Origin of the sequence: Novosphingobium decolorationis (assembly GCF_018417475.1) — a bacterium.
GTDB lineage: Bacteria > Pseudomonadota > Alphaproteobacteria > Sphingomonadales > Sphingomonadaceae > Novosphingobium > Novosphingobium decolorationis.
Genome location: NZ_CP054856.1, coordinates 1816864 through 1829444, shown reverse-complemented (window position 1 = coordinate 1829444; position 12581 = coordinate 1816864). Strand labels below are relative to the sequence as shown.

Annotated in this window: 15 protein-coding genes and 1 riboswitch; of the genes, 11 read left to right on the top strand and 4 right to left on the bottom strand. The window is 66.1% G+C overall.

Annotation, left to right across the window (positions count from 1 at the left end; genetic code table 11):
• Positions 1 to 69: 69 nt before the first annotated feature.
• A complete protein-coding gene (locus HT578_RS08345; RefSeq protein WP_239026561.1) occupies positions 70 to 1314 on the top strand; it encodes a multidrug effflux MFS transporter in 1245 nt (414 codons plus the stop codon).
• 19 nt (positions 1315 to 1333) lie between these two features.
• On the opposite strand, the gene HT578_RS08340 is transcribed toward HT578_RS08345, so the two are convergent.
• Complete coding sequence (locus HT578_RS08340; protein ID WP_213503624.1) at positions 1334 to 1486, bottom strand: lmo0937 family membrane protein; 153 nt, start codon at positions 1484 to 1486, stop codon at positions 1334 to 1336.
• Positions 1487 to 1622: 136 nt separating this feature from the next.
• Here HT578_RS08340 and HT578_RS08335 point away from each other — a divergent pair, with 136 nt between their 5' ends.
• Positions 1623 to 2243: a uracil-DNA glycosylase family protein gene (locus HT578_RS08335; protein ID WP_213503623.1), complete on the top strand. Its 621-nt coding sequence runs from the start codon at positions 1623 to 1625 to the stop codon at positions 2241 to 2243.
• Here HT578_RS08335 and HT578_RS08330 read toward each other — a convergent pair.
• Complete coding sequence (locus tag HT578_RS08330) at positions 2231 to 3103, bottom strand: MipA/OmpV family protein (RefSeq protein WP_213503622.1); 873 nt, start codon at positions 3101 to 3103, stop codon at positions 2231 to 2233. The genes HT578_RS08335 and HT578_RS08330 overlap by 13 nt on opposite strands.
• A gap of 105 nt (positions 3104 to 3208) precedes the next feature.
• Positions 3209 to 3760: a GNAT family N-acetyltransferase gene (locus tag HT578_RS08325; protein ID WP_213503621.1), complete on the bottom strand. Its 552-nt coding sequence runs from the start codon at positions 3758 to 3760 to the stop codon at positions 3209 to 3211.
• Positions 3761 to 3834: 74 nt separating this feature from the next.
• Here HT578_RS08325 and crtY point away from each other — a divergent pair, with 74 nt between their 5' ends.
• The 6 genes from crtY (at position 3835) to HT578_RS08295 (ending at position 9061) form a co-directional block, all read left to right on the top strand.
• A complete protein-coding gene (crtY, locus tag HT578_RS08320) occupies positions 3835 to 5034 on the top strand; it encodes a lycopene beta-cyclase CrtY (RefSeq protein WP_213503620.1) in 1200 nt (399 codons plus the stop codon).
• A complete protein-coding gene (locus HT578_RS08315) occupies positions 5031 to 6509 on the top strand; it encodes a phytoene desaturase (protein ID WP_213503619.1) in 1479 nt (492 codons plus the stop codon). Before crtY ends, HT578_RS08315 begins: the two co-directional genes overlap by 4 nt.
• On the top strand, positions 6506 to 6946 hold the full coding sequence (locus HT578_RS08310) for a T6SS immunity protein Tdi1 domain-containing protein (protein ID WP_213503618.1): 441 nt from the start codon (positions 6506 to 6508) through the stop codon (positions 6944 to 6946). The genes HT578_RS08315 and HT578_RS08310 overlap by 4 nt, the downstream gene beginning before the upstream one ends.
• 1 nt (position 6947) lies before the next feature.
• A complete protein-coding gene (locus tag HT578_RS08305; protein WP_213503617.1) occupies positions 6948 to 7544 on the top strand; it encodes an LOG family protein in 597 nt (198 codons plus the stop codon).
• A 34-nt stretch (positions 7545 to 7578) separates the two neighbouring features.
• Positions 7579 to 8577: a phytoene/squalene synthase family protein gene (locus tag HT578_RS08300; RefSeq protein WP_213503616.1), complete on the top strand. Its 999-nt coding sequence runs from the start codon at positions 7579 to 7581 to the stop codon at positions 8575 to 8577.
• 67 nt (positions 8578 to 8644) lie between these two features.
• Complete coding sequence (locus HT578_RS08295; RefSeq protein ID WP_213503615.1) at positions 8645 to 9061, top strand: hypothetical protein; 417 nt, start codon at positions 8645 to 8647, stop codon at positions 9059 to 9061.
• On the opposite strand, the gene HT578_RS08290 is transcribed toward HT578_RS08295, so the two are convergent.
• A complete protein-coding gene (locus HT578_RS08290; RefSeq protein WP_239026560.1) occupies positions 9015 to 9686 on the bottom strand; it encodes an SOS response-associated peptidase family protein in 672 nt (223 codons plus the stop codon). The two genes, HT578_RS08295 and HT578_RS08290, sit on opposite strands and share 47 nt — an antisense overlap.
• 270 nt (positions 9687 to 9956) lie before the next feature.
• Here HT578_RS08290 and HT578_RS08285 point away from each other — a divergent pair, with 270 nt between their 5' ends.
• The 3 genes from HT578_RS08285 to thiC all read left to right on the top strand — a co-directional run bounded on the left by HT578_RS08285 (position 9957) and on the right by thiC (position 12572).
• Positions 9957 to 10163, top strand: coding sequence for a cold-shock protein (locus HT578_RS08285; protein ID WP_039390941.1), 207 nt, complete (start codon positions 9957 to 9959; stop codon positions 10161 to 10163).
• An 85-nt stretch (positions 10164 to 10248) separates the two neighbouring features.
• Complete coding sequence (locus HT578_RS08280; protein WP_039390944.1) at positions 10249 to 10449, top strand: hypothetical protein; 201 nt, start codon at positions 10249 to 10251, stop codon at positions 10447 to 10449.
• A gap of 64 nt (positions 10450 to 10513) precedes the next feature.
• Positions 10514 to 10637: riboswitch (TPP riboswitch) on the top strand.
• 60 nt (positions 10638 to 10697) lie between these two features.
• Entirely contained in the window at positions 10698 to 12572 is a 1875-nt protein-coding gene (gene thiC, locus HT578_RS08275) for a phosphomethylpyrimidine synthase ThiC (protein ID WP_213503614.1), read from the top strand.
• The last annotated feature ends 9 nt before the right edge of the window (positions 12573 to 12581 follow it).

Sequence of the window (12581 nt, the reverse complement as noted above, 5' to 3'; positions counted from 1 at the left end):
GCCTAAATTTCGCAACTGCGGCATGCGCGCGGCATGACCGGTGCTCACACTTCCAAGGATTCCTTCCCCATGGGGCAGGCCGAATTCGTCGGCCTGATGGCCTCGATGCAGGCGCTCATGGCGCTTTCGATCGACATCATGTTGCCGGCGCTGGGGCTGATTTCGGAGGATCTGGGCGTGCCCGACCCGAACCAGCGCCAGCTGATCATCGGGGTGTTCATGACCTGCGCAGGGATCGGGTCGCTGTTTCCCGGCGCCCTGGCGGACCGGTTCGGGCGTCGCCGCGTTGCTCTTTTTGCAATCGCGGGCAATTTCCTGATGACTTTCGTGTGTGCGGTTGCGGGCAGTTTCGAGCTGTTGCTGATCGCACGTGGTATCGCAGGGCTCCTGACCTCGGCGATGATGGTCATGCCCATGACGATCCTGCGCGACCGCTACGAGGGCGATGCCATGGCGCGCACCCAGTCACTGATCGCCACGACCTTCATGGTGGTGCCGATGATCGCGCCGATGGTCGGCCAGGCGATCATGCTGGTGGCCAGCTGGCGCTGGATCTTCGGGGTGACCTGCGCGATGGGTGTGGTCGTCTTCATCTGGGCAAGCCTGCGTCTTCCCGAGACGCTGGAGCCGGAGAACCGGCAGGAAATTCGTCCGCGCGTGATCGCGGGCAACATGCGCCTCGCGCTCACCGAGCGTGCGGCCATCGGCTATTTCCTGGGCGGCGCGCTCGTCCAGGCGGGGCTCTTCGGCTATCTCAACAGCGCGCAGCAGCTGGTGGGTGAGACGCTGGGCGCGGGCGAGATGTTCCCCATCCTGTTCGGCATGATGGCGATGATCATGGCGGGCACCAACTTCATCAACGCGCGCATCGTCGTGGCCTTCGGCGCGCGGCGCGTGTCGCATAGCGCGCTCATCGTCTTCATCGTGACGGGTATCATTCACATGATCGTTGCCTTGCGCGGCAACGAGGACTTGTGGACCTTCGTGCCGTTGATGACTGTCTCGATGTGCATGCTCAGCTTCATCGCGGCGAACTTCCAGGCCATTTCGCTTCAGCCCTTTGGCCGCATCGCTGGCGCGGCGGCCTCGGTCATGTCGTTCGTACGTATGGTGCTGGGCTCGGTGATCGGTGCGGCAATCGGCTTGGCGTTTGATGGCAGCGCAGTGCCGATCACGGCGGGCATGGCGATCATGGGCAGCCTCTCGCTGGTGCTGATCCTCTATTCGGAGCGGGGCACGCTGTTCCGCCGCGTGAATCCGCCCGAGTACTACCGCCAGAACCAGCCCCCCAAGCAGCCGCCGCACGGCGGCTGAGGGGGCGGATCACGCGGTTCTAGAGTTTGCCGCGCTTGGCGAAGAACAGCTGGTAGAGACCGATCACGATGGCCACGAACAACAGCACGTGGATCAGCGCGCCGGCAACCTTGAAGACGACAAAGCCCAGCAGCCAGAGCGCGAGCAGGATCAGGATTATGTACTTGAGCATGGGGCAAAACTCCTTGAAGAGGCTTTGCTTTCCCAACGCATGAGCCAGCGCGAGGCTCCCTGTGCGGTGCAAATGGCGCAAGGGCTGCGGCGATGCCTCTTGTCCCGCAGGCGCAAGGACGCCACCTCGGGGCCGCATGAGCACGTCGAACGATAGAACCCGCAAGTCCGAGGGTCTTGACGCACTTCTTGCGCGCATCGCGGCGTGCCGGGCCTGCGCGCACGCTCTGCCCCATGAGCCGCGCCCGGTTGTCCAGGCAGGGCAGTCCGCCCGGATCCTTGTCATTGGCCAGGCTCCCGGGAGCAAGGTTCACGCCAGCGGGCGGGCCTGGGACGATGACAGCGGGGATCGGCTGCGCGACTGGACCGGGCTTTGCGCCGAGGATTTCTACGATCCAGAACGCGTCGCGCACATGCCCAGCGGCTTCTGCTATCCGGGCAAGGGCGAGGGGGGCGACCTTCCGCCCCGTCCCGAGTGCGCCCCTTTGTGGCACGACGCCTTGCGGGCCGAGCTCCCGCAGGTGCGCCTGACCCTCCTGGTGGGGCTCCACGCGCAGAAACGCTATCTGCCGCGCGGCTTTGCCCCCACCATGACGCAGGCCGTCGCGCGCTGGCACGAGGCTCCTCCGGGATTTCTGCCCTTGCCGCACCCGGCCTGGCGCAGCCGCCTGTGGATGGGGCGCAACCCCTGGTTCGCAGGCGAGCTTCTGCCCGATCTGCGCGGCCGGATACGGGCGGCGCTGGATCAGAAGGTGTAGGCGATCCCGAGGCCACCCATGAACTGGTCGGCCGAGCCGCGCAGCGAGGTATAGGGCGTGTCCTTCCCATCGCCGAGCAGGCGGGTGTAGGTCGCCACGCCGATGAGCGAGAAGCCGCCGTCGCGCAGGTCTCCGGAAAGGTCCCAGGCGACCAGTGTGCCCACGCCTGCCCGGTCCCAGCCGCTCTTCCCGGTGTACTGGGGCAGGCCGCTTGCCTCGCTCTGTGCCGGGGAGACCGAGTAGTTGTAGTCGCCGAAATTGTCGTCCACGTGGCGGGCATAGGCGAGCACGGTGACCAGCAGGCTTTTGCTGAGGGGGGTGTTGTAGCTGACCGACGGCGACACCGTCATCCCGTCATGCGCGCCCGCAACATCCCATTTGATGTCGGTGTTGAAGTTCATCCAGTCATAGTCATGCAGCACGCGGTTGACCGTGAAACCGGCGCTCACGCCGACCTCGACCGGCATCTTGAGCCTTCCGGCGGCGGCTACGACCGGGTCCTTTACCTTCCGGGTCCGGTTGAAGGACACCGTGGCGACGGGGCCCAGCGCAAAGTCGATCTTGGCGCCCCGCTTGTCCGGGATGAAGTCGATGGCGGCGCCACCGGCGCGGGTGTTGATCGTCACGCCCTTGATCCGGCCTCGGATCGCGGGGATTGGCGCGATGACATAGTCGTCGGAGCCGCTGTAGTCGGGCGTGGCGACAGCGCCCGCGCCGATCGTGAAGGAATCGCCCTCGAACACGTTGCGGCCAGGCTCGTCCATCTGCGTCGATGTGTCCTGGGCGAAGGCGGCCGGGCTGGCCGTGGCGGCGGCCAGCGTGCTGGCGGCCAGCAACGCGGCCTGTATCGTCTTGTGCATGGGGCTCCCCGATTGAAATGCGTACGGGCTCCAACGTGTGAGAAGCCTATACGTTTCCAGAGATTTTCTCGGGTCCGGCGGGATGCCTTCGCGAGCGGGGCGCCCTTAGCCTTCGGGGAGGGCAGGTTCGGGCAGGGTGTCGTTTCCTTCGCCCAGCTTGCGCTGCATGAGAAAGACATCGATCCACTGTTCGTGCTTCCAGCCAGCGCCTTCGAGCGTTCCGACCGGCCGGTAGCCTGCACGTGCATGAAGGATCACCGAGGCGGGTTCGGACGAGGCGATGACCGCGAAGGCCTGGCGGAACCCGCGCGCTTCGCATTCGTCGATGAGGGCCTTGATAAGGGCCGAGCCGATGCCGCGCCGGACACAGTCCGGGCGGACATAGACCGTTGTTTCCACGCTGTAACGATAGCCCACGCGAGGGCCATAGCGCTGGGCATAACCGAAGCCGAGGACCTTGCCGTTCGCGTCGCGCGAAACCAGATAAGGGTAACCGGACTGGGTCAGGTCGGCGATGCGTTGACGAACCGCGTCGCAGCCGGGCGGCTCGGTTTCGAATGTCGCGGTGCTTTTCAGCACGTAATGCGAAAAGATCTCGGTGATCGATTGGGCATCCTTTGCGGAGGCCTCCTCGACTGTCAGTTCGTCATTTGTCATCAGTGTTACAATGCCGCAAGGTCGCAACTTTGCCAAGTTGTACTGTATGTCTCCTAGTACTGGGCGCTTTATCAATGGCTGACCGCACGTGTGATCTGGCAATTCTGGGAGGCGGACTGGCCGGGGGGCTGACCGCGCTGGCCTTTGCGCGCGCGCGTCCCGATCTGCGCCTGTGCCTTGTCGAACAGGGCCCGCGTTTCGGCGGCGACCACGTCTGGTCGTTCTTCGATACCGACGTCGATCCGGCGGCGCGGGCGCTCCTCGATCCGCTGATCGCGGCGCGCTGGGAGGGGTACGAGGTGCGCTTTCCGGGCTACGCGCGTGATCTTTCGACCCGCTACGCCAGCATTACCAGCGACCGGCTCGACGCGCGCCTGCGCGAAGCTCTGAGCGAGGAGGCGCTGCTGTGCGGTGCGCGCGTGGCCTGCGCCAGCGCCCAGCGGGTGGAGCTGGAGGACGGGACCTCGATCACGGCAGGCGCGGTTCTCGATGCGCGCGGGGCGAAGGGGCTCGAGCACATGGCCGGCGGCTGGCAGACGTTCCTGGGGCAGATGGTCACGACCAGGCAGCCGCATGGCCTGACCCGTCCCATCGTCATGGATGCGACCGTGGAGCAGGTGAACGGCTATCGCTTCGTCTACGTCCTGCCCTTCGGCCCCTCCCGGCTCTTCATCGAGGATACCTATTACGCCGACACCCCGGCGATCGAGCGCGACGCGCTGCGGGCACGGATCGCGCGCTATGCCGCCGGGCAGGGCTGGGACATCGCCGAGGTCCTCTACGAGGAAACCGGCGCGCTTCCCGTGATCGCCCGGGGGGATTTCTCCGCCTTCTGGAACGCCGATCCCGAGGGCGTTCCCGCCCGTGCGGGAACAAGGGCGGCGCTCGTGCATCCTTTGACATCGTACTCCCTTCCCGATGCGGTACGATTTGCCGTTCATCTCGCCGGCCTCGACAACATCGGCGGGGAGGCCCTAGGAAGGATCTGTCATGACTGGGCCGCACATCACTGGCGCGAGGGGCGCTTCTACCGAATGCTGACGACGATGCTGTTTGGCGCAGGCGCGCCCGAAGACCGCTGGCGCATGCTCGCCCGTTTCTACCGGCTTCCCGAGCCGCTGATCGAGCGTTTCTACGCCGGTCAGTCGCGGCTGGCCGACATGGCGCGGGTGCTGGCCGGGAAGCCGCCGGTGCCGGTCGGCGCGGCGATCGCCGCTCTTGCAGGCCAAGGGCGTCCGCTTGCGGACCTCAGCCCATTGGGAGAGCGCGCATGAACCGCGCCTGCGTAGTCGGGGCGGGCTTTGGCGGCCTTGCCCTGGCGATCCGTCTCCAGTCCGCCGGTGTCCAGACCACCCTGGTCGAAGCGCGCGACAAGCCGGGCGGGAGGGCCTATTACTGGGAGAAGGAGGGCTTCACCTTCGACGCCGGGCCCACCGTCATCACCGATCCCGATTGCCTGCGCGAGTTGTGGATCGGTGCGGGACAGGACATGGCCGACGACGTCACACTGATGCCGGTCATGCCCTTCTACCGGCTCAACTGGCCTGATGGCGTCAGCTTCGACTATTCGAATGACGAGCCCGCGCTCCACCGCGAAATTGCGCGCATCGCGCCGCAGGACCTGGCTGGCTATGACGAATTCCAGCGTTACGCGGCAGGCGTCTGGCAGGAAGGCTACGTCAAGCTGGGCCACGAGGCCTTCCTCGACTTCTCCAAGATGATCAAGGCCGCGCCCGCGCTCGCACGTTATCAGGCGTGGCGCTCGGTCTATTCGATGGTCTCCAGCTTCGTGAAGGACGAGCACCTGCGCCAGGCGCTCTCGTTCCACACGCTGCTGGTGGGCGGCAACCCGATGAAGACGAGCGCGATCTACGCGCTCATCCACAAGCTGGAGAAGGACGGCGGCGTGTGGTGGGCCAAGGGCGGCACCAACCGTCTGGTCGCCGGGATGGTCTCGCTGTTCGAACGTATCGGGGGGACGGTGCGCCTGGGCGACAAGGTGACGCAGGTCCACACCGTGGGCGACATGGCCACCGAGGTCGAATGCGCGAGCGGCTGGCGTGAGCGCTTCGATGCCGTCGCCAGCAATGGCGACATCATGCACACCTACCGCGACCTCCTCTCCGACAATCCGCGCGGCAAGAAGGTGGCCAAGCAGCTTTCGGCCAAGCGTTTCTCGCCCAGCCTCTTTGTCGTCCACTTCGCGCTGGAGGGAACCTGGCCGGGCATCCCGCACCACACGATCCTGTTCGGGCCGCGCTACAAGGGCCTGCTCGACGATATCTACGAGCACGGCGTGCTGCCGCGCGACTTCTCGATCTACCTCCATCACCCGACCGTCACCGACCCCTCGATGGCGCCCGAGGGCAAGAGTACGTTCTACGCGCTCGTACCCGTCGCGCACATGGGCAAGCTGCCGATCGACTGGGACGAGGTGGGCCCCGTGCTGGAAAAGCGCATCCTCGCCGAAGTCGGCCGCCGCCTGGTGCCCGACATCGAGGACCGCCTCATCACCAGTTTCCACTACGCCCCGACCGACTTCGAGGCGGACCTCGCCGCCTACAAGGGCAGCGCTTTCAGCCTTGAGCCGATCCTCACGCAAAGCGCCTGGTTTCGCGGCCACAACCGCGACGACACGCTGCGCAACTTCTATCTCGTGGGCGCGGGGACCCATCCCGGCGCAGGTATTCCGGGGGTCGTCGGCAGCGCCAAGGCGACGGCGAAACTGATGCTGGAAAACCTGCTGTGAGAGCGCGCGAACTGGCCGCTCTTCGCCAGGGGTGGGGCTGGACCGGGATCGAGTTTTCCGAGATCGTCGCCAACTCGCTTTTCGGGCACCTTCTCGTCACGGATCGGGTGGGCACGTTTCACTATGTCGATCCCGATATCCTGGGCGTGCAGACGCTGGGCGACGAGGCCGCGGCGAAGACGCACATGGAGCTGGGCGAGACGCAGGCAATCTGGCGCGCCGATGCCCACGTCGAAGCCGCCGACAAGCGCCTGGGCGCTCCGCGCGTGGGCGAGGTCTATGGCTTCACCCCGCAGGCGCTCGTCGCCGGGGACTATGCGCCGGAGAACATGGTGTGCGTGGAGCTTGCCGCCTACATTCGCATGACCGGCGATCTTGCCGATCAGATCAAGGACCTGCCCGAAGGGGCGCATGTCCACATCAAGGTGACCGACTGAAATGAAACGTCTTGCTGTCTACTGCGGCTCGGCCACGCCTCAGGATCCGCGCTACATGGAACTGGCCCGCGACGTCGGGCGCACGCTGGCCGGGCTTGGCATCGGCACGGTCTATGGCGGCGGGCGCCTCGGCCTCATGGGCGCGGTCGCGGCAGGTGCGCTGGAAGCGGGCGGCGAGGTCATCGGCGTGATCCCCGAGGCGCTCACCGCCACCAATGGGCGCGGTGGCGAGGTCGCCAACCACGACTGCACCGAGCTGCACATTGTCAAGGATATGCACGAGCGCAAGGCCGCCTTCACGCGCCTGTCGGACGGCTTCATCGTCCTGCCCGGCGGGGTCGGTACCATGGACGAGCTGTGGGAGGCGGTCAGCTGGGCGCAGCTGGGCTACCACGACAAGCCGGTCGGTGTGCTCAACGCCTTCGGCTTCTACGATGGCCTGCTTGCCTTCAACCGCCACATGGCCGAAGTCGGCTTCGTGCGCCCCGCCCACCAGGGCATCATCCTGGCCGAGACCGAGCTCGACCTTCTGCTTGAGCGCATGCGGGCGCACGAGCCGATCGTGCCGATCGTGCGGATGGATCCGGGCACGCTGTGAGATCCCTTATCCGTTGCAGGACCATGACCCTGGCATGACCCGCCCGCCGCCTTACGACCGCGCGGCGCTGGTGCGCTTCGCCCACCAGTCGATCCGCAAGGGCTCGAAGAGCTTTTCCGCCGCCAGCCGCCTGTTCGACCGCGAGACGCGCGAGAGGGTCTGGCTGCTCTACGCCTGGTGCCGGGCCTGCGACGATATTGCCGATGACCAGGACCACGGGCGGGGCCGCGCGCGCGGTGCGGTTGGTGGACATGCCGGGCTCGATCCCGAATCGCGTCTCGCCACGATCCGCACATTGACCGAGCTTGCCATTGCGGGCGAACAGACCGGATCACCTGCCTTTGACGCGCTGGGGCAGCTCCTGTGCGAAGTGCCGATCCCCCAGGTCATGCTCGAGGATGTGATCGCCGGGTTCGAACTCGACGCGCGCGAATGGCGGCCCCGCTCGGAAAGCGACATGCTGCGCTATTGCTATCACGTGGCGGGCGCGGTCGGGGTGCTGATGGCGGCGGTCATGGGCGTGTCGTGCGACGAGAACGATCCGGAAGCGGCGGACACGCTCGACAGGGCCTGTGATCTGGGGCTTGCCTTCCAGCTCTCCAACATCGTGCGCGATGTCTGGGAGGACGATGCCAACGGGCGCTGTTACCTGCCCGTCGAATGGCTGGTCGAGGCCGATATTCCGCCGGGCGAGCACACCAAGCCGCACTACCGCGCGCGGCTTGTCACCATCGTGGCCAGGGCCTGCGCCCTCGCGCGCGGCTACGAGGAATCCTCGCGCGCCGGGGCGATGCGCCTGCCCTTCCGCCAGCGCTGGGCGATCCTGGCCGCGGCCAATATCTACGGCGGGATCGGACGCGAGGTGGAGCGGCTGGGCGCCCATGCCTGGGACCACCGCGTCTCGACCTCCAGGCTGCGCAAGGCGGAATATCTTGCCGCGGCCTGGCACGAGGCGCGCGGCGGCATCGCCCCGGTGCTCGAACGTCCCGGACTTGGGCGGCGCGACCTGATGGAGCTGGCCCGGGCGGACTAGCTCTGGACAGGCGGGCCGCCATGGCTCAGTCTCCCCTCCATAAGACAAAGGGGGAGATGCGCACACGATGCCAGATCTTGCACTCGCGCCGGCCTGGACGGCGATTTTCCTGGGGCTCTTCGCGCTCTTCGCCGGGATCGGCGAACTGCGCCAGCCCGGCCACTGGCACAAGCTGATCGGCGAGATCGTCGGCTCGCCCGCGCTGCAGATGGTGACGGGCCTTTTGGAACTGTTCCTGGGCGCGGTGATCTACCTCGCCAATCCCTGGGCCTCGCCCGACTGGCTGTCGAGCACGCTGAGCGTGGTGGGTGGGCTCCTGTGCATCGAGGCGTTGATGGTGCTCGCCTTCTCGGACGTCTACATGGCCTTCTGGCTGCGCCGTTTCGGGCCGCTCTCGCGCCTGTGGTGTACCTGCTCGATCATCATCGGCCTAGCGCTCATCGCGGTGGGGCTGTTCCACTTCGGTGTGTTTCCGAGCAGCTGAGCAGCGAGGACGAATAGGGCTGGACCAGCGCCTGCGCGCGGTCCCACCCGGCGCGCAGCCACGTCTCGTGCGCCTTGGGATCGGGCGGGAGGATCACCGGCATCGTCTCGCGCCCCTCAGCGCGCAGTGCGGCGTTGGCTGCGCAGGTCAGGATAGAGAAGGCGGGCACCTCGCTGTCCTTCCAGACCCCGGCAAAGGCGAAGATCGGCTGGTCGGCGCAGGAGAGCCAGAGCTGGCGCCGCGTGCCGTCGACGGGCGAGGGGCGCCCCCACTCCATGAAGGCGGTCGTGGGCACCAGGCAGCGAAATTCCGGGTTGCGCAGGTTTCCCGTCCAGAACGGGCTGTCCAGATTGCGAGCCGTCAGGATGCCGTGCGGGCGTGTATCCGTGGCCGATTTCGGGGGCATGACGCCCCACAGCCGGGGAATCATCCGGCGCGGCTGGCGTGTCTGGGGCATGGGGCCTGCAATCGCCTCGCGCCCGGCCGTAAGGACGGGGGCGAATTGGCCGGGGCCGACATGGCCTCCCGCCCAGGGGTCCTCGCGCGTGTCGGTCTCGAAAGCACGGCCCACGGCCGCAGCCGGGGCATCGAGGCGGTAGAGCATCGTCATGGTCCCTTCGCGCATCGTCCCTTCCCGCGCACGGGTCAAGGCGCGCCGTGCAACGCTGCGCTAGGTGAATGGAGCCTTGTGTGGTACAGCATCTGCGCGACGTCGAATTTTGTGACGGACTTTGCCGGTTGATAGGCGCCCGAATCCGGGCCCGTGCGGAACTGCACGGGCAGGACCATGGCGCACTTTGGGCGACGAATTTCCATTCGAATGATGAACTGACGCACCCTCCCGCGTGCATGTGGCACGCCGGGAACCCATAGTTATTGCATTAAGGACATCACCATGCCCATCGGCACTGTCAAATTCTTCAACACCGAAAAGGGTTACGGCTTCATCGCTCCGGAAAACGGCGGCGAGGACAGCTTCGTGCACATCAGCGCGGTGCAGGCTTCGGGCCTGGCTTCGCTCGAGCAGGAACAGCGCGTTTCCTACGAGGTCGAGACCGGCCGCAACGGCAAGAAGGCCGCGGTGAACCTCGCGCTCGCCTGATCGGCTTGCACGTAACCCGGACCGGCCTTCGCGCCGGTCCGGTTTTCGCTCCGACCTGCCATTCCAACCCGAGGAAATCCGGAGCATGAGTGTAAGCTACAAGTTCGCCACCGAGCAGGCCGATGCGGCCGCGAAGGCCGCTGACGAGGCGGTTCTTGCCAATGTCCGCGAGCGCGCGCTGCGGTCCGAAACCGCCTGGCGCACGATGGCCTCGCAGGCCTTCAAGACCGAAGAAACCCGCCGTCGGCGCGAAGAAACCGCCGCCAGCGCACGCGACGAGGCCTGAGCCTTTCGCAGGGGCGCTATCTCGCGGCCCCTCTGGACGCATCTGCAAAGCGTCCCTACCATCACACCTATCCCCGGGGAGCCAGCAGGGCGTTCGCGTCCACCGGCTGAGAGTTGTGGGTATGCTCCACAAGACCCGTCGAACCTGAACCCGTTAATACGGGCGGAGGGAGTGGACGGTGATTCTGGCAGCTTCCCGCCGGGAATCCGTACTCCATCTCTCACGCCCTCGATCAGAGAGAAGCGTGTATGGCCGACATCAACAGCAAACTGGAAATCGGTGTGACCACCGGGCCCATCCGGGGCTCACGCAAGATCCATGTTCCCGCGCAGACCAACCCGGCGATCCGGGTCGCGATGCGCGAGATCGATCTTGAACCTTCCAGTGGCGAACCGCCGGTGCGGGTCTACGACACTTCCGGGCCTTACACCGACCCTGACGCGGCGATCGACATCTCGGCGGGCCTCGCCGCGCTGCGCCGCGACTGGCAGTTCGCCCGCGGCGATGTGGAAGAGTACGCGCCGCGCGAGGTAAAGCCCGAGGACAACGGCAAGACCGGGCCGGATCGTTCCGGCGGCGTGCCCGCGTTCCCGACCGCGCTCAGAAAGCCGCTGCGGGCCAAGGCGGGGGGCAACATCTCGCAGATGCACTACGCAAGGCGCGGCATCATCACCCCCGAGATGGAATATGTCGCCGAGCGCGAGAACCTTGGCCGGGCGCGGCTGGCCGAATACACCCGCTCGGGCGAGAGCTTCGGCGCGTCGATCCCGGACTATGTGACGCCTGAATTCGTGCGCGACGAGGTCGCCCGCGGCCGCGCGATCATCCCCAGCAACGTCAACCATCCCGAGTGCGAGCCGATGGCGATCGGGCGCAATTTTCTCGTCAAGGTCAACGCCAACATCGGCAATTCGGCGGTGGCCTCGGACGTTGCCAGCGAAGTCGACAAGATGGTCTGGTCGATCCGCTGGGGCGCGGACACCGTGATGGACCTCTCGACGGGCCGCAACATTCACGACACGCGCGAGTGGATCATCCGCAATTCGCCTGTTCCCATCGGGACGGTGCCGATCTACCAGGCGCTCGAGAAGGTCGGGGGCGTCGCCGAAGACCTGACCTGGGACGTGTTCCGCGACACGCTGATCGAGCAGGCCGAGCAGGGCGTCGACTACTTCACGATCCATGCCGGCGTGCGCCTGCCCTATGTGCCGCTCGCCGCCAAACGCCTGACCGGCATCGTCAGCCGCGGCGGTTCGATCATGGCCAAGTGGTGCCTCGCCCACCACAAGGAGAGCTTCCTCTACGAGCACTTCGACGAGATCACCGAGATCATGAAGGCTTACGATATCGCCTACTCGCTGGGCGATGGCCTGCGCCCGGGCTCGATCTACGACGCCAACGATGAGGCCCAGTTCGCCGAACTTTATACGCTGGGCGAACTGACCAAAAAGGCGTGGGCGCAGGACGTTCAGGTCATGATCGAGGGGCCCGGCCATGTGCCGATGCACAAGATCAAGGAGAACATGGAAAAGCAGCTGGAAAGCTGCGGCGAAGCCCCGTTCTACACCCTGGGGCCGCTCACCACCGACATCGCGCCCGGCTATGACCACATCACCAGCGGTATCGGCGCGGCGCAGATCGGCTGGTACGGCACCGCGATGCTCTGCTATGTCACGCCCAAGGAACACCTTGGCCTGCCCGACCGCGACGACGTCAAGGTGGGCGTCGTCACCTACAAGCTCGCCGCTCACGCCGCCGATCTTGCCAAGGGTCACCCGGCCGCGCAGGTGCGCGACGATGCGCTGTCCAAGGCGCGCTTCGAGTTCCGTTGGCGCGACCAGTTCAACCTGTCGCTCGATCCCGACACGGCCGAACTCTACCATGACCAGACGCTGCCCGCCGAAGGCGCCAAGACCGCGCATTTCTGCTCGATGTGCGGACCCAGGTTCTGCTCGATGAAGATCAGCCAGGAAGTGCGCGACTTCGCAGCCAAGCAGAACCAGCCTTCGACCGGCTTCATCGCTGCCCAAGACGCCGAAAAAGGCATGGAGGAGATGAGCAAGGTGTTCAAGGACTCCGGCTCGCAGCTCTACATGGGGCAGGGCGAGCGCGAACACGATTGATTGCAGGGC